Origin of the sequence: Synechococcus sp. KORDI-100, assembly GCF_000737535.1 — a bacterium.
GTDB lineage: Bacteria > Cyanobacteriota > Cyanobacteriia > PCC-6307 > Cyanobiaceae > Parasynechococcus.
Map to the genome: position 1 here is coordinate 2,716,867 of NZ_CP006269.1, position 21,817 is coordinate 2,738,683.

17 protein-coding genes are annotated in these 21,817 nt (G+C 57.3%); 4 read left to right on the forward strand and 13 right to left on the reverse strand.

Annotated elements, in window-relative coordinates; all coding sequences use genetic code 11:
• Positions 1-7: 7 nt before the first annotated feature.
• The 7 genes from KR100_RS14005 to argJ all read right to left on the reverse strand — a co-directional run bounded on the left by KR100_RS14005 (position 8) and on the right by argJ (position 6,885).
• Positions 8-583 (reverse strand): hypothetical protein, encoded by a 576-nt coding sequence (locus KR100_RS14005; protein ID WP_156098135.1) that lies wholly within the window; start codon positions 581-583, stop codon positions 8-10.
• Complete coding sequence (locus KR100_RS16425; RefSeq protein WP_038547319.1) at positions 553-858, reverse strand: hypothetical protein; 306 nt, start codon at positions 856-858, stop codon at positions 553-555. Before KR100_RS16425 ends, KR100_RS14005 begins: the two co-directional genes overlap by 31 nt.
• Before the next feature lie 351 nt (positions 859-1,209).
• Positions 1,210-1,677: a hypothetical protein gene (locus tag KR100_RS16250; protein WP_156098136.1), complete on the reverse strand. Its 468-nt coding sequence runs from the start codon at positions 1,675-1,677 to the stop codon at positions 1,210-1,212.
• Between the two features lie 1,265 nt (positions 1,678-2,942).
• Positions 2,943-4,616, reverse strand: coding sequence for an AarF/ABC1/UbiB kinase family protein (locus KR100_RS14025; RefSeq protein WP_038547327.1), 1,674 nt, complete (start codon positions 4,614-4,616; stop codon positions 2,943-2,945).
• The gene (locus KR100_RS14030; RefSeq protein ID WP_038547330.1) at positions 4,616-4,942 is read right to left on the reverse strand and encodes a hypothetical protein; all 327 of its coding nucleotides are present in this window, start codon (positions 4,940-4,942) and stop codon (positions 4,616-4,618) included. The genes KR100_RS14025 and KR100_RS14030 overlap by 1 nt, the downstream gene beginning before the upstream one ends.
• A 45-nt stretch (positions 4,943-4,987) precedes the next feature.
• Positions 4,988-5,602, reverse strand: coding sequence for a hypothetical protein (locus tag KR100_RS14035; protein ID WP_051847577.1), 615 nt, complete (start codon positions 5,600-5,602; stop codon positions 4,988-4,990).
• Between the two features lie 44 nt (positions 5,603-5,646).
• The gene (gene argJ / locus KR100_RS14040; protein WP_038547333.1) at positions 5,647-6,885 is read right to left on the reverse strand and encodes a bifunctional glutamate N-acetyltransferase/amino-acid acetyltransferase ArgJ; all 1,239 of its coding nucleotides are present in this window, start codon (positions 6,883-6,885) and stop codon (positions 5,647-5,649) included.
• A gap of 14 nt (positions 6,886-6,899) precedes the next feature.
• Here argJ and coaE point away from each other — a divergent pair, with 14 nt between their 5' ends.
• Positions 6,900-7,490, forward strand: coding sequence for a dephospho-CoA kinase (gene coaE / locus KR100_RS14045; protein WP_038547336.1), 591 nt, complete (start codon positions 6,900-6,902; stop codon positions 7,488-7,490).
• Positions 7,487-8,899: a class II fumarate hydratase gene (gene fumC, locus KR100_RS14050; RefSeq protein WP_038547339.1), complete on the forward strand. Its 1,413-nt coding sequence runs from the start codon at positions 7,487-7,489 to the stop codon at positions 8,897-8,899. The genes coaE and fumC overlap by 4 nt, the downstream gene beginning before the upstream one ends.
• Here the strand turns inward: fumC and KR100_RS14055 are convergent.
• Both KR100_RS14055 and gatB read right to left on the reverse strand, forming a co-directional pair.
• Complete coding sequence (locus KR100_RS14055) at positions 8,896-9,726, reverse strand: 2OG-Fe(II) oxygenase (RefSeq protein ID WP_038547342.1); 831 nt, start codon at positions 9,724-9,726, stop codon at positions 8,896-8,898. The genes fumC and KR100_RS14055 overlap by 4 nt on opposite strands.
• Positions 9,726-11,204 (reverse strand): Asp-tRNA(Asn)/Glu-tRNA(Gln) amidotransferase subunit GatB, encoded by a 1,479-nt coding sequence (gene gatB, locus KR100_RS14060; RefSeq protein WP_038547345.1) that lies wholly within the window; start codon positions 11,202-11,204, stop codon positions 9,726-9,728. Before gatB ends, KR100_RS14055 begins: the two co-directional genes overlap by 1 nt.
• Positions 11,205-11,301: 97 nt before the next feature.
• Here gatB and KR100_RS14065 point away from each other — a divergent pair, with 97 nt between their 5' ends.
• Entirely contained in the window at positions 11,302-12,447 is a 1,146-nt protein-coding gene (locus KR100_RS14065) for an FAD-dependent oxidoreductase (protein WP_038547348.1), read from the forward strand.
• Here the strand turns inward: KR100_RS14065 and KR100_RS14070 are convergent.
• Together KR100_RS14070 and KR100_RS14075 are read right to left on the reverse strand one after the other, a co-directional pair.
• A complete protein-coding gene (locus KR100_RS14070; RefSeq protein ID WP_038547351.1) occupies positions 12,395-13,672 on the reverse strand; it encodes a CHAT domain-containing protein in 1,278 nt (425 codons plus the stop codon). The genes KR100_RS14065 and KR100_RS14070 overlap by 53 nt on opposite strands.
• Complete coding sequence (locus tag KR100_RS14075; RefSeq protein WP_156098137.1) at positions 13,669-17,721, reverse strand: autotransporter-associated beta strand repeat-containing protein; 4,053 nt, start codon at positions 17,719-17,721, stop codon at positions 13,669-13,671. Before KR100_RS14075 ends, KR100_RS14070 begins: the two co-directional genes overlap by 4 nt.
• A gap of 266 nt (positions 17,722-17,987) precedes the next feature.
• On the opposite strand from KR100_RS14075, the gene KR100_RS14080 reads away from it, so the two are divergent.
• A complete protein-coding gene (locus KR100_RS14080) occupies positions 17,988-19,667 on the forward strand; it encodes a ShlB/FhaC/HecB family hemolysin secretion/activation protein (protein ID WP_156098138.1) in 1,680 nt (559 codons plus the stop codon).
• A 121-nt stretch (positions 19,668-19,788) separates the two neighbouring features.
• Here the strand turns inward: KR100_RS14080 and KR100_RS15445 are convergent, their stop codons facing one another.
• Positions 19,789-21,222, reverse strand: a complete 1,434-nt coding sequence (locus KR100_RS15445; protein WP_081858935.1) for a cyclic nucleotide-binding domain-containing protein — start codon at positions 21,220-21,222, stop codon at positions 19,789-19,791.
• Between the two features lie 70 nt (positions 21,223-21,292).
• Positions 21,293-21,751 carry a nucleoside-diphosphate kinase gene (gene ndk / locus KR100_RS14090; RefSeq protein ID WP_038547361.1) on the reverse strand — a complete coding sequence of 153 codons (459 nt, stop codon included), beginning with the start codon at positions 21,749-21,751 and terminating at the stop codon, positions 21,293-21,295.
• Between the last annotated feature and the right edge of the window lie 66 nt (positions 21,752-21,817).

Here is a 21,817-nt window from a genome sequence, read left to right on the forward strand (position 1 = left end):
AATAATTCTAGAAGCTCAACAGAGCTGTACCGATCTCCTCCCTCGGCGCTGAGATAAAGTAGCCGTTCTCTAAATCAAATTGAGCAGGATTCAAAAAAGCGATTTTGGCCAAACGATCCTCATCCATGAAATCATAAAACGACGAACCTTCTGTTTTGTCAAAGAATATGTTGCCAATCAATTCATCCTTGTTCTTTATCTCTAAGCTTGCACCTGCTAATAACGATGTAGAGGATTGCTGAACAACACTTACCTCTAAATCAGTATTGTAGATTGACTTAGACGTTTTTATCCTGTCTTTAAAAGGCTCAAAGTCTGAAATTACAAACGAAGTATCGTCAGTCGATTTTAGCTTTACCTTGTCTGAACCCTCACCAGTGGAAATCATATGGTTAAGACCTCCAGTGATGACATATGTGTCATCTCCAGAACCCAGTTTAGTATTCTGGCCGTGATCAGACTTAACAATATCGTTGCCTCCTTCGGCATGTAGTGAGTTTCCAGAAGACTTCTTCTTTTTAAAGACGAATTTATCGCCATTATCATTACCCCTTAGAATTGAATCTTGGAAGTTTTTAAACAAATGCTCGCCATCCTCACTGGCAATAACAGTATTTTTCTGCGTAGAACCACCGCGAATAATTCTTTGTCCCCAACTTGAGAATGAGTGTCAAGCCAATGGCCAATATTGGTCTGTTTATATTCATTGACAAGACCTATATCGTACTCAAGTACATTACCAGTTAGATTTTTTAAGCCTAAGGAGTCCGCTGCATCATAAGAAACAAGGGACATGGATTTAGGCAAATCAATTTTTGATGCAAGCGCACTGCTACTGCTACCGTCATCCTCAGACATAGCCACACTTTAATTGCAGGTTTCATCCGATGAATCAGATACACTTAAAGTGGTGTTAAAGTTAGTGCTAATTGCTGAGACGACTGCCATTTCACCACTGAACGAAATTGCGCTATTGGATATATCTCCAAATGCGCCATCTTCATAGCCAAACTGCGAGGGACCACCGTAGGTATCTGCTAAATCAAGAAGTTCCGCAGCTGTACTAAAACCAACAGATTGAGTTGTATTCGGCCCTTCATTATTGCCATCTGTCTTAGATTCATAAACATAGGATATATAGCCAGCAGAGCCGCCGATATCAAAATCCCCGGTAATGACACTTTCTATGTCCGATTCTGTAACAACGATTTAAAGAACATATTCTCTGCCGACATACATTATCAAACCTTCTTCGATTGAAGTCTCATATACACCGTCTCCGTCGGTATCAATTACATAGCTGTAAGTGTAATCATAAAAAGTACCGCAACCATCCTCTTCTTGATCAATACTTGTATTATAAAAACTTACAGTACGAGAAATCGTAAATTCGGACTTTTCCTCCTCCTCTGTCGTATTTGTGAAATTCACTTCATTCATCTCACTTGCGACGCTTTCATAACCTGACGAAATTGTCCCAGAGACTGTTGTAGTAGAAGATGGCCATGCGACTGCAGCACCGCCAGAAGACCATTCTTGTTCTACTGATACCGAACCACCCGCATACCAAGTGTCCGACGTAATACTGCTATTGGTAACTACATTGGTGGTTGTTGCTGAAATTGAATCTGTAGATGATGTGCTAACAGTGAATTCAAAAGATCCGGTCCATACCACATAAATGTATCAGTAGCGTACCCAGATTCGGTGGGTTCAGTGTCAGTATCCAAAGCAAGGTCTTCCACAGATGACGTAATTGTTCCGGTAGATATGACAGCATTGCCATCTGACGACAAAGTTACGCTACTAGAGTCAAAGTCGGTCCAATCAAAGTAGACTTCTTTGGCTGGAGAACACGTATATTCACCATCAACATACGTGCCAGGTCCATAACACTTACCACTATTTGGATCTGAATTACCACCACCATCATTATCATTAATCCAAGTACCATCACTCCTATAAAAGTTGAAGCCAGAAACATTTGGATTATAAAGAACCATCGAAGTAGAACTAGAGTTGTTGGTAAATATTTCATACGCCGCTGAAACTGCGAATTGTGTATCGCCCGTTGTTTGGCGTTCTGAATTAAAAAAATCTTTAAAGAAAAACCCGGTACTAGAAACATCGCTGTAATCTAAATAAAGATACGATGGTTTATCAGGATCTTCGTTGGCTGAATTTTCTCCTTTTGGGTAACCATAATGGCTATCTTGTCCATGTTATCTACAATTACATTGTAAATTGCATCTACTGTTACGTTCCCTGATACTCATTTATTGTTATCGCTATCGTACTCATCATAGGAGAGGTCAACTTGGCCTAGTGGATACAACAAATTGTCTCGAGCACCTGTCAGCCATTTCACGCCTTGGCCATACTCGAGCATCGAGCCTAGATCAACAAGAGCCACAGAAAATGCATGAACTACATGAATAGTGAATTACATAAGGCACAGCTTCAACTTTTTTAATTTATGCTCAAGGATTGAGCTTACCGTGCGAAGGAAAGGTATTAGGCGATACATTTTATTTTCATCTTGTATCGAAAGCTACTAATCATGGATCATGGTTCCAACGATCCATCAACTCACGTCAGAACAAACCCCGAACCCAGCCGCAACTCCATCGAGTACAAAAGGCAAAACATTTAACTCCTAAACATTCGATTGCTGCTGCGCACCGAAGATGAGATGAGAAGCCATAGGGGTGATAGTCGCTTTGGAAGAACATCAAAATTTATCTTTTACAGTCGTCTTGGGTTTGCAGCCGATTGAGCACAGACCTTATTCCTGCAAGTGTCACAACAACGAAATGGAAAAATTCAGATTCCTGATCAGCGAAGTTAATTAAAATCAGGTTCGTTTGTGCATCGTCAAATAAAAAGATAATAACCAATTTGAAATTTGCAAATTTTTTATTTCTAAGCTTCTAAAGAAGAACTTATTTGGTGGAAATCTGATCCAAGCGTTGCTCTCTTTTCAGTTTCACCTGCATCCGGAACCATCCAAGGCTGACCGGCAGGGCCGCCGCAACAGGAGCCAAGGACCAGATCGGATTGGCGCTGGCTCCGAGAATGGCCGCTGAGAGTGCAAGACAACCCAGCAGCACCGACTGGCCGATGGACTGTTGTGCCAGGGTCATGCGTCGGAATTGACGGTCGGATTCCCCGAGTCGGACCTGAAGTTGCAGATCTCCCTGCTCAAGGCGTTCCAGGCTCTCGTCGAGACGTCTGGGCAGCGCCGCAGCCCGGGTGCTGATGGCACCGACCTGGCGTCCTAACTCGTTCAGAAGGTCGTTGGACCCGGGTCCGCTGGAGGTCATCAGGGGCAGCAGGTATGGCTTAGCGATAGCGACAAGACTAAAAGCAGGATCCAGCGTCCGGCCGACTCCTTCAAAGGTGGAGAGGGCTCGCATCACGAAGATCAGCTCAACGGGAAGCCGGAACGGCTGGCCATAGACCAGGTCGTAAAGATCACCCGACAGCTTGTCGATCACATTGGAGCTGAACGGTGGCGTCAACGCCTCCTGCAGCATCATGCGCACAAGCCGGCGCACGGGGCCGACATCGATGCCACCCGTGATCACGCCAGCGGCCTGCATTTCCTCCACCAAACCCGCCGCATCCCTGGCAGCAGCGGCGCGCACCATGGATCCAAGGCGGCGACGCAGGCCATCGGAGAGCAGGCCCATCATCCCGAAGTCGTAATAGATCAGAGCGCCATCACTGGCCACCGCGAGGTTGCCCGGGTGGGGATCCGCATGAAAAAAGCCATACCGGACCAACTGTTGGAGATAGCTGGCGGCACCGATCTCGGCCACAGCACTGGGATCGATCTCCGCCGCCACCAGGGCCTCACGGTCATTCACCTTGATCCCGGGCAGGTAATCGAGACAAAGCACCCGGCGGGTGCTGAGTTCCCAGACCACGCCAGGAACCCGGACACGCTCATCGTCGAGGAACTGCTGGCGGAACCGGGCTGCGTACTGAGCCTCAACCCGAAAATCGAGTTCCCGAAGCAGAACCCGGCGACACTCGCGTGCCATCGCAGGCCAATCCCGTCCTCGCCCCCAGCTCGGATGGCGCTGAAGCACGGCCGCCACCTGCTGCATCACCTCCAGATCAAGGCGAAACAACGCCTCAAGACCCGGTCGCTGCACTTTCAACACCACCTGGCGACCGCTCCGCAGGCTGGCGCGATGCACCTGAGCCAGGGATGCGGCGCCCAGAGGCTCAGGATCGAGATCGATCACTTCGGCACATCGCTGCCCAAGCTCCTCCTCCAGCATCGTCTGAACGCGATCAAATCCGAAGGCGGGGACGCTGTCCTGAAGAGCCGTGAGTTCCTCCACCCAGCCCGCAGGAAGAATGTCGGGGCGCGCAGACAACAGCTGGCCAAGCTTGATGAAGGCCGAGCCCAGCCTGATCAATTCCCGAGTCAGCCAGCGGGCTCTCAGCGACTGGCGAACAGACCGCTGTTCAGGGGACGCTTCACCTCGATAGGTCCAACGTTGGCCATCCCACCACAACAGAAACAGCAGGGTGAGAACGGTCCTCCAGATCGTCAGAGCACGCATCATCCGGGGCAAAGCAGCCAGCCGTTGCGCCAAGAGCATCAGGAGCGAACCTCAAGCTGCTGGCTGATCTCGGCGACCTTCGCCCGCAACCGGTCGATGATCAGCTGAGGCGAGGCGTCCGCGGTGGTGACGGGAGAGGACTGGTCCTCAGACCGGGACGCGTCTGCTCCATCGGTGCCGCTGTGATCCAACCGTTCGGCCTCGGCCCGGACTTCCTCCTGAAACAACTCCCATTCCTGGCGGAGACGCTCAGGAGCATCCTGTGCCAGGACAGCCAACTCAGCGGCCACATCAGCAAGGCCATGGCCCAGCCGGGCACTCAGCCGATTCACCGTGGCGCGAAACATCGCTTCCGGAGAGCCCATCGATCCGACACGTTCAACTGAGACTGTGGCAGATCTGGGCGTGAATCACGGTTGCGCTGGAACAGGCTCGAGCGCCGGTGCCGGCAGAGGCGGTGGCGGTGGCAGCGGCGTTGGCTCCTCGATCACTGGCGCCGGCGGCGGCAGGGGCTCGGTCACAACCGCTGGCTGAACAACGGGAGCCGGGGGCATCGGAGGCGTCGTTGGGGGCTCGGGAGCCACCACCGTCGGCTCAGGATCAGGAGCGAGGAGGGTTGGTTCGGTCCAGTTGGGCTCCACAGCAGGGGCTGGAGCTGGGCCAGTTGCCTGAAGCCCCTGCTCAGCCGATGGCGCTTGTTCCGCCTGTTGGGCTTCCAGCGCGAGCTGTTCGGCATCTGGCTCCTCGTCTCGTTCGGCCGCCAGGCGGTCTTCAAGGGCTTTGAGATCCACCTGAAAGCTGTTCGGCTCCCACCCGATTCGCCCGCGCAAAGCCTCCATCGATTCGCCGGGAAAGAGTGCCGGCTCAAAGGATTCGGGTGTCGGTGTCTCCGGATTGCTCTGAAGGGAGACCAGCCGGTGCGTGATGCAGTACCCGAGGGCAAAACAGCACCCGGTAACAAACGGACCCACCCAGAAGCGGGGGCGTTTCACCGGTTTGGGTTCGTTGTGACCGGTGGATTCCACAGCAAGAACTCAGCGGCCTTTGATCCTGGCAGCAAACAACAGAATCAGGTCGTGTAGTCGGCGTTGATGCGCACGTACTGATCGGAGAGATCACATCCCCAGGCACTGGCAGCGGCCGAGCCCTCCATCAGCCGCAACCGGATCAGCACGTCCCTGCCGCGCAGCACCTCACTGGCTGCCTGGCGGTCGAAGGGCAAGGGCTGACCGGCTGCCATCAACTGATGCTCACCGATCCACAGCGCCACAGCCTCCGGGTTGAAACGGACCCCGGAGCGCCCGGCCGCGGCCACGATCCTGCCCCAGTTGGGATCGCGACCATGCACGGCGGTCTTCACCAGCGAGGAACTGCAGATCGTGCGGGCGATCCGCAACGCCGATGGTTCATCTGCTGCTCCTTCCACGCGCACCTCGATCAGACAGGTCGCCCCTTCTCCGTCCCGGGCAATCGCGCAGGCCAGCTCCTGCATCGCCTGCGTCAGCCCAATCTCCAGCTGGGCGTGATCAGGCTCCGCCAGAGGGTCACCCGAGGAGAAGGCGAGCACGGTGTCGTTGGTGCTGGTGTCGCCATCCACGGTGATGGCGTTGAAGGAACGATTGACGGCACGGCGCACCATCGACTGCCAAAGCGCCGGCTCCACGGCGGCATCGCATGTGAGGAAGGCGAGCATCGTGGCCATGTCCGGGTGAATCATTCCCGAACCCTTGGCCATCCCGCCGATTCGAACGGTCCGATCGCCGAGCTGCGCTGCCAGGGCGATCTGCTTGTCCACCAGATCGGTTGTGAGAATGGCAGCCGCCGCGCGATCGCCTCCGTCTTCCGTGAGATCGGCCAGCAGTGGCTGCATCCCAGCAAGCAGGGTGGGCATCGGAATCGGCACACCGATCACCCCGGTTGAACAGATCAGAACGAGCTCCTCGGAACAACCGAGTTGCTCAGCCAGCACCTGGGTGATTCTGAGGCTGTCCATCAGCCCCCGATCACCGGTGCAGGCATTGGCCTGGCCTGAATTGATCAGCACGGCCCTGGCCTGGCCTGAGCTTTTTTGCAGTCGTTCGCTGCAGAGATCCACGCAGGCGGCACGCACACAGGATGTTGTGAAGCAGCCGGCACAGACCGCTGCTTCCGGAGCCACGACAACAGCGAGATCAGGCCTGCCGGACGCCTTGAGACCCGCGGAGATTCCGCCGGCCTGAAATCCCCTCGGTGCCGTGACGCCACCCGTACAGCGTTTCCAGGAAGAGTCGACCTCTGCAACCACGGCGGGGCATGAGACTGGCGTCATCCTCTCTCCGGACCATGCAACGCCGCATCGGGCTCACCGGCGGCATCGCCAGCGGCAAGAGCCGTGTGGGCCGCCTGCTGGAAGCGCACGGCTGGCCTGTGCTCGATGCGGACCGCTACGCCAGGGAAGCCCTGGCCGTTGGCAGCGACGCCACACGTCAGGTGCTGAAGCGCTGGGGAGATGCCGTGCGGGCGGTCGATGAACCGCTCGGCCTCAACCGGGGCGCGCTGGGACGGATCGTGTTTTCAGAGAGCAACGCCAGACGCTGGCTGGAACAACTGGTGCACCCTGTGGTTCGTCAACGCTTTGAGCAGGAGCTTCAGGGTCTGTCGGATGCACCCTGTGTGGTGCTGATGATTCCGCTTCTGTTCGAAACCGGTCAGACCGACCTTTGCAGTGAGGTATGGCTGGTGGATTGCGAGGAACAGCAGCAACTGGAGCGGCTGATGCAGCGGGATGGGCTTTCAGAGCAGGAGGCTCAGCTGCGGCTCAGGGCTCAATGGCCCCTGAGCCGGAAGCGTCCCCTTGCGGATCGGATCATCGACAACCGTGGACCGGACACAGCGTTGAATGAAACAGTCCATGCTCTGCTGACGGCAGGATGAAAGAGACGTTCCGGGAAGAGCGCGACAGTCTGGGACCGGTTCAGGTTCCCGGTGAACGGCTGTGGGGGGCTCAGACCCAGCGGTCGCTGCGCTTCTTCAGCATTGGAGAGGACCGGATGCCGAAGGAGATGATCCGGGCTTACGCCCTGGTCAAGAAAGCTGCCGCCATCACCAACGAACGCTCCGGGCGCCTCGAGCACCGCCAGGCTGAACTGATCGTCAGGGCCTGCGATGAATTGCTGGACGGGAGACATCAGCAGGATTTCCCACTCTTCGTGTGGATGACCGGCAGCGGCACGCAGTTCAACATGAATGTGAACGAGGTGATCTCGAACCGCTGTTGTCAGCTCTCCGGGACAGCACTCGGTAGCAAGCAACCGGTGCATCCGAATGATCACGTCAACATGGGTCAATCGACCAACGACAGCTTCCCAACGGCGATGCACATCGCAGCTGCGTTGGGCGTCCGTGAATCATTGCTGCCGAGCTTCCTGAAACTCAGGGAGTCTCTGCAACGCAAAGCCGATCAATGGGCCGACCTGATCAAGATCGGGCGCACCCATCTGCAGGATGCCACCCCGCTGACCCTGGGCCAGGAAATCTCGGGTTACATCGACATGCTGACGGACAACATCAACCGCCTGGAGTCATCTCTGACCGGAGTGATGCGTCTCTGCATCGGTGGCACGGCTGTGGGGACCGGCATCAATACCGACCAGGGTTTCGCCGAAGCCGTTGCGACAGAGATCGCCGAGATGACGGGACAACCCTTCTGCTCAGCCACCAACAAATTCGCTCTGCAGGGAGCCCATGACGACCTGGCCTGGCTCAGCGCCGGCTTGGCCAATCTGGCTGGTTCAGTTCTCAAGATCGCCAACGACATCCGCCTGCTGTCCTGCGGTCCCCGTGCTGGACTCAACGAACTACAACTGCCAGCCAATGAACCCGGATCATCGATCATGCCCGGGAAGGTGAACCCAACGCAGTGCGAGGCCATCGCTATGGTGGCGATGCAGGTGATCGCCAACGACCATGCGGTTCAGATGGGCAATGCCGGTGGACATCTGCAGATGAATGCCAGCAAACCCCTGATCATCTTCAACATCCTGAAATCGATCAAACTGCTCACGGACGGTGGCAACAATTTCCGACAGTTCCTCGTCGATGGCATGGACGCCAACGTCGAACAGATCAATCGCTATGTGGAACGGTCACTGATGTTGGTCACCGCCCTAAGTCCCGTGATCGGCTACGAAAACGCATCGGCCATCGCTCACCATGCCCATGCCCATGATCTGACCTTGAAGCAAGCGGCGCTTGAGCTCGAGCTGGTGAGTGAAGACGACTTCGATCGCATCGTTGATCCCCGCCGGATGATTCATCCGAGCCGTCCAGGCCAAGACGCCTAACCGTTGCGACCAAGCTGGGAACGGAACCACTTGGTGATCACCCATTTGTGACCCTGCTCCACCGGCATCGCCTCGTGCAGCGTGAAGGGATTCGGCGTTCCATCCGCCTGGAGGTTGTTCCAGGCCAACCCCATGCCGGCGATCGGGGTGAAACAGCGGTCCAGACGCTTGAAGCAGGTTTCGCCACCGCGCTCGACGGCGTTGAGGTAGATCATCACCGTCCAGGTTCTCTGGCCTCCCTGTTGGGTGTGCTCGGTGAATTCCTTCGTGCCCGGGCTGAACCAGTCGGTGTGCTCCTTGAAGTATTCGCCGGGGTCGTACCGCTGACCCTGAATCGGTTCAGAGAGCCGGGGATCCACCCCCACCAGATCGGCGAAGCGTTGATCCAGGCGGGCAGCCAGATCAGGGCTGTTCTGGCGAAGATGACAGGTGCGACTCGTGCGGTAATCGCGACTGCCGCGGGTCACGGTGGAAGGCTGCAAGGAGTCGTTGATCGCCTCGATGACGTCCAGGCACTCCGCCGGAGACAGCAGATCAGGAATGTCGTACAGCTGGGCTAATGGCGTGTCCAAACGCCAGGCGCGCGGTTGATGCTCAGGACGCGTCAGGGGCGCCTGAAACCACTGCAGCCACGAGGGTGCGTCAATCGTTGATGCATCACGAGGAAAGGACGAAGGCTGAGACGAGGCGAGCACCGCCTCGATCTCCTGACGATCGAACCCCTGCTGCATCGCACGCTCGATCAGGCCATCACGGTTACAACCGCGATCACGGTTGTGGAGCAACCAATCCCTCCAGGTCTCCGGAATGGCTGCTGCGTCGGCCATCAAGCCTTGAGCTTTGAACTCAGGATTTTGTTGGCCAGCTTGGGATCCGCCTTGCCTCCGGTCTTCTTCATCAGCTGCCCGACAAAGAAACCCTGCAGCTTGGTCTTGCCACCACGGAACGCCTCCACTTCGGCGGGATGGGCTGCCAGCAGCTCATCCACGATCGCTTCGATCGCCGCAGGATCGCTGATCATGCCGAGGCCACGCTCGTCGACGATCGCCTTGGGTGAACCGCCCTTCTCCAGCAGCTCGGGGAGAATCTCCTTGGCGATTTTGCCGCTGATCTTGCCGGCTTCGATCAACTGAACCATCTCCGCCAGCTGCTCCGGTCGGAACGGCAGTTCGGCATAGCTGAGCCGGTTGCTGTTTACGTGGGCGGCGATATCGCCCGTGATCCAGTTCGCCGCCAGCTTGGCGTCGGCACCGGCGCTCACCACGGCCTCGAAGTAATCCGCCATCGGCCGCTCATCGGTGAGCACCCTGGCGTCGTACTGGGAGAGGCCCAGTACATCGGCGTAGCGATGCCGCTTGGCCGCCGGCAGCTCCGGCAATTCAGCGCGCCACGACTCCCGCTGATCCGCACTCACCTCGATCGGGCCGAGGTCGGGATCCGGGAAGTAGCGGTAATCACTGGCCCCCTCCTTGCTGCGCATGCTCTTGGTGAGCTGCTTGCCCTCATCCCAGAGGCGGGTCTCCTGAACGATCGGCTCGCCGGTCTCGTAGGCCTTGATCTGACGCTTGATCTCGTACTCACAGGCCTTTTGAATGGCCGAGAACGAGTTCATGTTCTTGATCTCGACCTTGGTGCCGAAGGGCGCATCCGGCCCCCGACGCACCGAGATGTTCACATCACAGCGCAGGGAACCCTCTTGCATGTTTCCGTCGCTGACCCCGAGATAACGCATGATCCGGCGGATCTCGGAGGCGTATTCGGCAGCCTCCCGGCCCGTGCGCAGATCCGGCTTGCTCACGATCTCAGCGAGGGCCACACCGGCCCGGTTGTAATCCACCAGGGAATGGGTTGAACCGGCCAGGCGGTCGCTGCCGGCATGCACGAGCTTGCCGGCGTCCTCCTCCATGTGCAGCCGCTCGATTCCAATCGTCTTGAGGTAGGTGTCCTTTCCCTTCTCAGCCACTTCGACCTCAATCCAGCCCTCCTCGGCGATGGGCTCGTCGTACTGGGAGATCTGATAATTCTTCGGCAGGTCTGGATAGAAGTACTGCTTGCGATCGAACTTGCTGTGCTCAGCGATGTTGAGGTTGAGCGCCATCGCCGCCTTGACGGCGTATTCCAGCACCCGTTGATTCAGCACGGGCAATGTCCCCGGCAACCCACAGACAACAGGATCGATATGGGTGTTGGGGTCATCGCCGAATGCCGTTGAGGCCGCTGTGAAGATCTTGCTGTCCGTTCCGAGCTGCACATGGGTCTCGAGACCGATCACGGCCTCCCAGGCCGGTTGGGTTGCTGCCGCCATGACTCAAGCCTGAAGCTGATGCCGGGATCCTATGGAATCAAGCCATTCGTGATCAGCATGATCACAGACACGGCCGGAACCTGATCAGACGGGCGACATGACGAAGCGCAGCGACGAAGCGGTTCTTGTCCTCGGTGGAGGGTTGATGGGACTGTCCATCGCGCATCAACTGGCGCGACAGGGTCGCCAGGTTCTGGTGATCAGTCGGCGCCGCAGTGAAGCCGCCGGTTTCGTGGCTGCCGGAATGCTGGCACCCCATGCCGAAGGCCTGACAGGGCCGTTGCTTGAACTCGGGGAAGCCAGCCTTGAACGCATCCCGCGTTGGGTCGCACAGATCGAACTGGATGGCGGTCTGGCCTGCGGCCTGAGGGCCAGCGGCATCGTCGTTCCCTTTCGCTCCGCAGAGGAACGTGACCGATACCCCACCGCAGGCTCCGGAGCATTGCTCGACCGTCTGCAACTGGAACGGGAACTGCCGGGCATCGGTCCGGATTGGCAGGCCGGGCTGCTGTTTGAACAGGACGGTCAGATCGACAACCGCCGGCAGCTGATGCGAGGGCTGGAACGTGCCTGCACCTCCCTTGGCGTGAGGTTCATGGAGGGGACGGAAGTGCTGGACCTGCGCCTGGATGGTTCCGGGGCACTGGCAGGCATCCGCCTGCGCAGTGCGATCGGAGATGAGCAGGAGTGGCCGGGGTCACAAGCGGTGCTCTGCTGCGGTGCCTGGAGTCGACGGCTGCTGCCGGAGTTACCGGTCTTTCCCGTCAAGGGGCAGATGTTGTCGCTGCAGGCTCCCCGCGCTGCACTCAAACGCGTGATCTTCGGGCCCGGAACCTATCTGGTTCCCCGAGAGGATGGTCTTGTGGTGGTGGGTGCCACCAGTGAACGGGAGGCAGGATTTCAGGAGGGGCTCACGCCCGACGGACAGAAGCAGCTCGAGGCCGGATTGCAGTCGCTTCTGCCGGTGGCAGCCAACTGGCCATCGATGGAACGCTGGTGGGGCTTCCGCCCCTGCACCCCCGATGAGGGCCCGCTGCTCGGACCAGGACCTGTGGCTGGGTTGTGGTTGGCAACAGGACACCACAGAAATGGCGTGTTGCTGGCAGCGATCACAGCCCAGCTGATGTCGCGGGCGCTCGTGGACGAGGATCAGAACAACAACCTTCTGGAGGCATTCCGCTGGGATCGCTTCACCAGGGAGCACCCATCAGCTCAATGCCTGCCCAGAAAAAAGGATTCTTAACCCCATCGACCACGCGTCGTCGTTGGGATGGCGTGAGGTCGGTCAGAAGAGGTGTGCCGTCAGCTCCGACCACCTGATCATCCACCAGACGAATCAGGCCTCGGATGAAAGCCTGCCGGGTCAGTTGCATCGCTTCCGCTTTGGGAACTCCCTGACCGAGGTAGCGGTACATCTGAACGAAATAGGCGGATGTCACCACATCGTCGACATACCAGAGCGTACCGACGGCACTGCGTGCCCCGGCCTGAAGAGCCAAGCCACTGAAGCCCAGTTCGGCATCGGCGTCCCCGAGAGCCGTGCGGCAGGCACTGAACACCACAAGGTCGAGGGGAACGCCTCGACGGCTCTTTCGAAGAGCGGTGAGCTGCTCCATCGAGATCGGCCCCGTGCCGGAATGCAATTGAGAGGCTTTCGGACCACCGGGCTTGAACTCCGCATGGGTGGCCACATGCAACTGGTTGTAATCCGCTGACCCTGCTTTCTCGAGAAGAGCGGATGGCGTGAAGTCTTTGTTGAGGAATTGGTCCTTTCCATCGCCACTGCCGATCCGCTCCAGCTCCTGGGGAACCAGAGGGAGAGCAGCCAGCCCATCAAATTGAGAGGCACCAAAGGCCAACAGTCTCCTGGCCGGCTCATCGGCTGTTGCAAAGGCGGTCAGTGCCAACGACGGCGTGATGGAGAAGGCAAAGCGATCACCGAAGAATTGCTCTCCATCGCTGAGAGCTGCAAAAGGCACAGCCTGCAATCCACGATCAGCCGAAATCAGCAATGTGGTGACGTTCTCTTTCAGGAGAACAGGCATTAATTCCGAAATCAAAACAGCGTGGAGTTGTCTTGATGGTGATGCGGGATCGGTCTCATTCAGTGGCTCAAGACGCGACAGCTGGGTGTAGAGCTTGCGGAGTTGATCCCTGAAGGCCTTGAGCGACAGATCGATGCGGATGCCCTCCACCTCACCCGACGCCAGGATCAGGGTGAGATCCAGAAAAGCGTCCGAGTCCGTGGACGTTTCCCGTGGGGCAGCTTCCGTGACGCGAACATGAAGCACTGCCGGGTTGTAGGCATCGCGTTGAAAGCGAGGCAGCTGCGACGAGACGATCTCGTGCTGCATGAGCTGAGCCATGCCCTTAAACGGCAGAGCGAGAGACGTCAGCGACAACCAGGATGTGCAGCCCAGGCAACAAACCAGCGCGCTGGTCCGGAGAGAACGATTGCTGCGACTCATGGCAACCCACCGGAACGAATCTTTTGCATGGTTTGCTGCAGATAGTTAGCGATCTCGTTGGTGTTGGGCGTTTTCACACCAGAGAGGTCAGGAAGATTGAGGGTTTCCGTGAGCTGTTGCGTGGCAACTTCATCAGCGATCACAACGCGTTGACCTGCTTGCTTCGCCTCAACAGGCGTCACTTTGACGATTGGAGACGACGCTCTTGATGAGGATTCAACTGAATTCGGTGACGCCTCAGACCTGTTTTCAACGTCGGATGAAGCCTCCGATTCAGCCGTGGAATCGGCATCCGAGGACGACATGTTGGAGTCGTCGGTCGAGATGGATTGGGGTTGGGTCGTCGTTGCCGATGATGTCGACCCGGTCAAGATTCCAGGATCCGTAACGGTTGGATCGGCAGCTCCAACAACCTGGAAACCAGACTCCAAACTCAACTCAACGTCCACGCCATCACCTGAAAGAGAGGAGGGAGTTGAAGCTGTTGCAGCCTCCTCCACAGCAAGACCGGACACATCTGATGAGGACGACGCTGCAGAGGAAGGCACTGCAGTCGGCGATGCCTTGGTAGCGACTGATGGACCGGCATTGAGCGTGGCTGAGCTTTCAACGACAGCAACAGCCTCGACAACCTGCTCTCCTTCATCGTCCTCCAGGAGTTCTGTCATCGGAGAGGGCTGCTGATCGGAGGATGCGCCAGGTGTCTCGTCAGGGGCGGTGCTATCTGAGGTGAGCTCGCGGACACCAGGCGTTTCGGTGGGTTGGGGCGTCTCTGTGGGTTGGGGCGTCTGCGTGGGCTCAGGAGTTTCCGTTGGTTGAGGCGTCTGTGTGGGCTCAGGAGTTTCCGTTGGTTGAGGCGTCTGTGTGGGCTCAGGTGTCTCCGTGGGCTCAGGCGTTTCCGTGACCTCGCGGGTCCCTGACGTTGCCGAGGGCTCTGGTTCTTCCTCGGGCTGTGGCGCTTCCGTCGGCTCTGGGGTCGGAGTCGGCAAGGTCACCGACGGCTCAGGTGTGGTTGTGGACGAGGAACCGGCATTACCGCCCGAGGACCCGGAACAACGGTTGGATGAAGCGCCGGACAGGCATGTGGCTGTGGCAGGGATGCTGCTCTCCACAGTCAGGGTGCCCGCCCGCACGGTCGTGGATCCCGAGTAGGTGTTCGGACCCGACATGGTGAGGGTTCCGGTACCAGCCTTGGTGACCGGACCCGTACCACTGATCACTCCGGAAATGGTCGCACGTTCACCACTGTCCACTTCGAGAGTGGCGCCGGAGGAACCGATCACAAACCCTGGAGAAACATCACTGATGGTTCCGGAGAAACGCAATGCCCCTCCATTGATATGAATGGTGCTGCTGCTGCCGATGGCGTTGACATCTGACAATTGCAATGTCCCCTCGTTGACTGTGGTGTCACCGGAGTAGGTGTTCGCTGATGTCAGGTTGAGAGTTCCCGATCCAGACTTGATCAGCTCACCCGTCCCGAGATTCAGTGCTGCGACCGAAGAATCACCTGCGACGGTCAATGTGACGTTGTCATTACTCGTCGTCACCGTTTGGGTGAAGGCAAGATTGGAGCTGCCGGAGTTGAAGGCAATCGGACTCTCCACTGAAAAAGCAGCGCTGGATTCGATTCCGTTTGTATTCGTGGAATCTCCAATGGTGATCAGAGAAAACGTGCTGGGCAGTTGACCCACGTCTTCAACCCGGAAGTCCGACGACGTATCGATACCGATCGACTGACCAGACGTGTAGGGATACACCTGCATCGTGCCAGTGCCGTGAATTGAGCCTGAGAAGTAGACAGCCGTATCGGCCGCAAAGGTGGTTGCCACGGAGCTTGATCCCTCGATCGGGGTGACGCCCTGTACGGAACTCGCGTCCTTTCGTTGCCCGAGGTAGAGCGACGACCCGGAAGCAATCTCAATTTCTGAACTTGTGGAATCTCGTTTGCTCCAGAGCTGAATCGGTCCAGATGCGGACAAAAATTGATAGCCGGAAGAACCGTTTAGTCCATGAAGCACAAGACCACGCGTTCCGGACGATGACTGCGATGACGAACCCTCGATACTGATACCTCCACCGGATGTAGCGGAGCTCTGAATCAAAACGTTGCCCGTAAAGTACGTTTCACTGCTGTCACCTAATCTGATCCCTGAATCATTCAAAGATGTGCCGACAATATTGATTGCGGGACTGGATGTGCTGGCGCTACTGATCGACATTTTAGGGTTATAGGAGACACCTCCAAATCTCAGGCCATATCCTCCTGAACTGGACACCTGATCACCTTCAAGATGAATCGTGCCCGCACCGGAATCGATCAGGATTTCGCGTTGCGACCCAAAACCACCCGCCCCGCTGTTGGCCACGCCTGAGCGGCCGCGCATGACAACATCACCTCCGCCGGATCGGATGGTAATCAGATTGCCGGTCTGATTCCGTACGCTTCCGATGCTGACACCGGGCTGTTGAGGGTTACCTGAAAAAATAGATCCTGGCGGAACAAACTCAGTTCCGATGTAGGCATAACCATCGGGGAAGCCATCTGAATCAGTATCCAAACCACCAGCGAGAACGATATTCCCACCAGATGAAATCAATGATGAACCTTCATTCAAGCGTATGTAATGCCTCCCAGACCCAGACTGCTTGTTATCTGTGTTTGACCAAAACACGATATCGCCACCATTGGTTTCAATTGATTTGCCATCTTCAAGAACAATCGATGCCGCAGCCTTGGCGACAACGTTAAGAGCTCCGTTGGTCGAGGAAATACCTTGATTGAGAACCACATCGTTATCTGCTTCAAACGTTAACGTTGCAGCCCCACCTGACGATTTACTGATGGGCATCTCCAATGTGATATTTCCAGCATCAGAATTATTACCTGACGATCCCAAGGAAGTTTCATTATTTGCTGTGCTGATGGTGACATTTGTGCCACTATCAAGCGTCGTCTCAATGATGCCGACTTCCGGCGAATTGATGGTGTAATTGTATGGATCCTGAAGCCAGAGCCCTGGTTCACCGTCAGAAGCAGACGCTTCAATCCTGAGATCAGGCGAAAGAGATAATGTTGCTCCTGAAGTTTCAATGCGCCCGCCATCACCACCTTGCTGGCCGCCCGAAGCCAACAACGAACCAGCGACTTCTGTGACTGATTCAGACGCTTGAATATTGCTCCAAACCACAATTTCACCACCATCACCATCAAGGGCTGCCGAGGCATCCAGCAGCGCCCCGGGCATCAGACGCGTTGTGACGGATTGACGCACTGAAGGGTCACTGTTCTGCCAGCTTCCCCCCACCTGAATCAAGCCTCCACCCGTCTCTCCGGTTGCAAGGAGTTGAGACTCTCCATCAACAGCAATGGCCTCACCCATCAAGGTGAGGCTCCCCCCGGTTGCATCAAGAGAACTCACGGATAAACGGCTGTCCACCAGCTCCACCGATCCCCCTGGTGCATCCAAAAGCAGGTCCTGGTCAATGCTGATCTCGACCCCATCGAGATAGATCCCAGGAGCTGGAGCCTGCAAACCATCGTCCATCGGTTGCCGGCCTTCCAATCCCGCCGCTCCACGCAGAGGGTCCCCCAGGAGACCTGACAAATCGGATGCAGAACTGTTGATGACGTCAAAAACACCGCCGGGGAAACGCAAGGAGCGTGCCGTGCTCAGGGTCAGACGAGGGACATGAACGAAACCGGCACCACGCCCGAGATGAATGCCTCCAGGAGATAACCAGAACACATTGGACTTTCGAGATAACGACACCACCTTGTTCAGGAACGTCCCGCTGGGTGACGTCACACCGATGATCAGGTTGCTTTGCCGACCTGGATCAAACTCAATCCGCTTGATTTTTCCACGCGTATCGAAATCGCTGAACCGGTGAAATTTATTGCGACCAACATCGGTTCCGCCACTGATTGTGCAGACACCAGATCGACAACGTCCACCCTGACGACCATTCACTTTGGTGGAAAGACCTTTACGCCCCTTCGACGCGCGAACCTCAGCAGAAATCGGCCTTGGCTCTGAGATGGCCAACCCAAACAACACTCCAATCCCAATCAGCGCAAGCGAGATAGGGCGGGATGCGTTGCTCACAAAATCAATCGCACAACACTTTCAAGTCAATCGTAGGCGGCACAAATCAACGCCTAAATAGACTCATGAGACTCATTCGACGATGTTCTTTTCAGCATCGCAACGTTTTGGCTGTTATCAACAAACCCTTGTTGGAGCAGGCCTCGCTTTTAATCACTCACAACGTCCGTGACGCCTTCATTCCGTGCTTTTTCTGGCCCAGCTGATTGAGCCTCCGCTTCAGCCGGGTCCTGTTCGCATCCCGAACCGCCCTGTTCAGGAACGCGAGCGTCAGGAACAGGCGCCTCCCCCCCCACGTGCTGCAGCCGGAGTCAGCACCATCTGCTGAACCTCCTGTTGAGCAAGCAGATCCAAGGGAACAGCCCTCGGCCTGGGGTCCTGGTCTTCAGGGTCGAGTTCCCTACAACTCAGCTGAACTCAGTTACATCTTCAAAGCCTGCAGCTCAGCTGATGCCTCGAAACGATTGAACGCCTGTGCCGCAGCACTCACGGCACGACTCGTGGCTGACGGCTACATCAACAGCCGTGTGTATGCGCAACCAACCCCAGCCCCTGGGGTCCTGGAGGTGGTGCTTGGCGTGATCGCAGAACTGCGCATCAGCAGTGATGACGACGCTCTCAAGGAGCAGGTCGAGAAGCAGCTCGCCCCCCTCGTCGGCTCTGTTTTGCATCTGCCGACGCTGGAAGAAGCCCTGGTCGATATGCGTCGTCGTGGCGTGGGATCGATTCAAGGCAACATGGGCCGCCTGGGCAGTGACCCCACACAGGCCGTCATCAATCTTGCGGTGGAGCCCGCTCCACCCACCCCGCTCCAGGGGGATCTGAGTGTCAGTAACACCGGTAATGCCGGCAGTGGCGAATGGCGCGCCATGGCGACTCTCCTGCAGAACGATCTGATACGCCGGGGGGATTCAGCCCTGCTGTTCCTCGAATTGAACGCCGATGGAGAACTCGAGCTCGGCACGGGCTTGGTGTCGGCCACATACACCTGGCCATTGAGCGACACCTGGTCGCTTACAGGATCTTTCGGCAGCAGCTACCGACGTTTCGTTGAATTCGACAAGCCGTTCTACAACTTCAGTTTCCGCACCTTGCAGGGACTGCTGCAGGTTGAAACGCTCCTGCAACAGAGCAAGAGCTTCAGCTGGACGGCATTCGCCGGGATCAGCGCCAACCGCAATGACAGCTTCGAATCCGGTGGAAAACCCAGCATTCCTCTGATCGCCGGCGGCGCCAATCTCTTCGATTTGGGAGATGGCGACTGGGACAGCTGGAGTCGAAGCGGATATCTCAGAGTTGGAACGACTCTCAGCGGGATCGCAGGGAACGCCTTCTGGACGACCAACATCTACGCCATGCAAGGCCTCGCTGGTCTCAGCCCCAATCAGCACCTCAACAACATGGCCGCCATGGGCATTGAACCGGGGAAGGCTCGCGCCGTGGGAGGCCTCGGGGACGTGTCCTGGAGTTTGTCTCCAAGCACAAACCTCAACCTTCGCGCCGCTGGACAGGTCGCTCTCAACCCCCTGCCAGGGAGCATGACCTTTGTCCTGGGCAGTGATGTTGGCTTGAAGGGCCTGCCAGGGACTGTGATCAGCGGAGGCAACGGTTGGCTGGGCACCGCTGACCTGGTCTGGACCGCGTGGCGTCAGGCGGATCAGAGCGTTGAGCTCATTCCATTCATCGGCATGGGAGGCGTCCAGAGCGAGGGAGACCGCTTTCACAACACCATCGGATCCGGAGGCCTGATGGGTCGCTATCGCCGCGGACGCTTTGAGGTGGAGCTCGGCTGGGTCGACACGTTCAGCAGTGACGATGATGCCGGCATCTGGAATGAATGGGTTCTTGGCAACGGCTTGTACACCAAGGTCCGCTACAGCTTCTAGTGAGATGCTCGGGCCCTAATCGCCGTCGATCGTCTTCCTGGGAACTGGCTCGAAACGCCTGTCTCATCTGGACGACACCCAAGGCGATATGGCAACGGCACTTGTTCTGTCTTGAGCACCCTTAACGCTGCGACACCGAAAACAGGTTGACTCCTGCAGGTTCGAAACAGCACTGGGTTGCATCCTGAGCGAATCCGGCCGCCTGTGCCAGGCGCAGCATGTCGGCTTCATCCCGATGAATCAAGCGCCAATCCAGCAGGTGATCCATCAAGCCGCGGGTGGGGTTACTTGTATGAAAGTTGCCGAGAATCGAACGCCCGCCAGGAGCCAAGCTGGCGTGAATCCAAGCCTGCAATCGCGTCACAATGCGATCGTCGAAGTAATCAATCAGGCCGATCGAATAGATCAGATGCTGAGGTTCCAGCTCCAACGTCTGTCGGCCAATGCAGAGATGCAAGAGATTGCGTCGCTCCAGCCGCACCTGCGACTCAAGCCCCTCCCCGATCAGACGTTCTCGCACGTACTGGAGAGCCTGCTCGTCGACATCCACAAGGGTGAAGCTCACCTGCGCGGCCAGCTCTGAATCCTGAAGAAGGATGTCAAAAACCTCTGCAGCGGGACCACAGGCCAAGCTGGTCACCCTTACCGGGCGTTGATCTGTGAGCGTCAGGGCCCGCTGCAGTTCCCCTCGCAACAGCCCACGGCGATTGCGTACCGCCTTCGCAGCGGGTTGATCCAGAAAGCAACGATCAAGGAGGCTGCCCAACTCACCAGCACCTCCTGGCTCATCCGCATACATCCAGGCAATCGTGAGGAAATCCCCCGCATAACCCCTCGGCTTGCGATACATCCGCTCCGCGGAACGGGTCAGCAGCAAATAAGGCAACAGCTCCAGACGCAAAGCCTGGAGGGCCGGAGTCTCGGCAGCTGGCTTGTCCCCGGAGAGCGGGGGAAAGAGACTCCCGGTCAGACGCACCAGGTTGTCAAAGGCTGCGGCCAGATCACGCCGCAACACGGCATCTGGTTCGCTGCGTCGCAGATCAACCTCCACTGCTGCTGCGCATTGCTTGAACCTCTGCACAGCCAGCAGCAAAGGCTCAGGCATGACGGACGACGCGCCGCGGCCAGTGACTCCGTCACGCACCTGCTGGTGGGTCTGGGTCAGCAACCGCTGGGCATTGATCGCTGCCAGAGCCTTGAACAAGCGCTGTCCCTGGGCAGGATCCCGTTCCATCACGGTCTCCAGACCAGACCGGGACAACCGAAGGGCCTCGACAGGCTCGAGGGCAAACACACTGGCCCGAGCTGTCCCCCCCAGCAGATAGGAAATATCTCCAAGAACGCTTCCCGGTCCCAGACGTGGGGCCTGGTTCCCCTGGAAGCCCTGCCAACAAGCTTTGACCACACCCGACGTGAGCAGGATCAGATCATCTGAAACCTGGCCTTCCTGAATCAAACAATCCCCCGACGCGAAGGTGCAGGGCTCGACATCGGCGAATGCCTTGTCGACTGCACCTTCGAGGGCCTGCAGGAGAAGCAGCGATTCGGCTTTCAAAACACAAACCTCAGGCCAGTGACCCGAGGGTATGCAGACCTGGAAGTGCCGTCAGTTCATCAGCTAGTCCTCAGGATTCGACGCGCCAGGTTTGATCGGATGGTGTCCAGTCGTTCAGCTCCTCAGCGGAGAACCAGAGACCAATTTCAAAGGCCGCCGTCTCCGGTGCATCGGACCCGTGAATCACATTCCGTCCGATGTTCACCGCGAGGTCTCCACGAATCGTGCCCGGCTCCGCCTCCAGCGGCTTTGTGGCACCGATCAGCTTGCGTGCGCTGGCGATGACGCCATCGCCTTCCCAGACCATGGCCACCACAGGGCCGGAGGTGATGAACTCCACCAAACCGGCGAAGAACGGGCGCTCCTTATGCACTCCGTAGTGCTGCTCTGCAAGCTCACGGCTGGGGGTGATCTGCTTCAGGCCAACCAATTTGAAGCCTTTGCGCTCGAAGCGACCAACGATCTCGCCAACGAGACCACGCTGCACGCCGTCCGGCTTGATCGCGACGAAAGAACGTTCGGCGCCCATGAAAAAAGCAAGTGATGCCGAGCCATCGTCAACGGCGACCCTGCCACTTGGCAAGCGCAGGGTGGG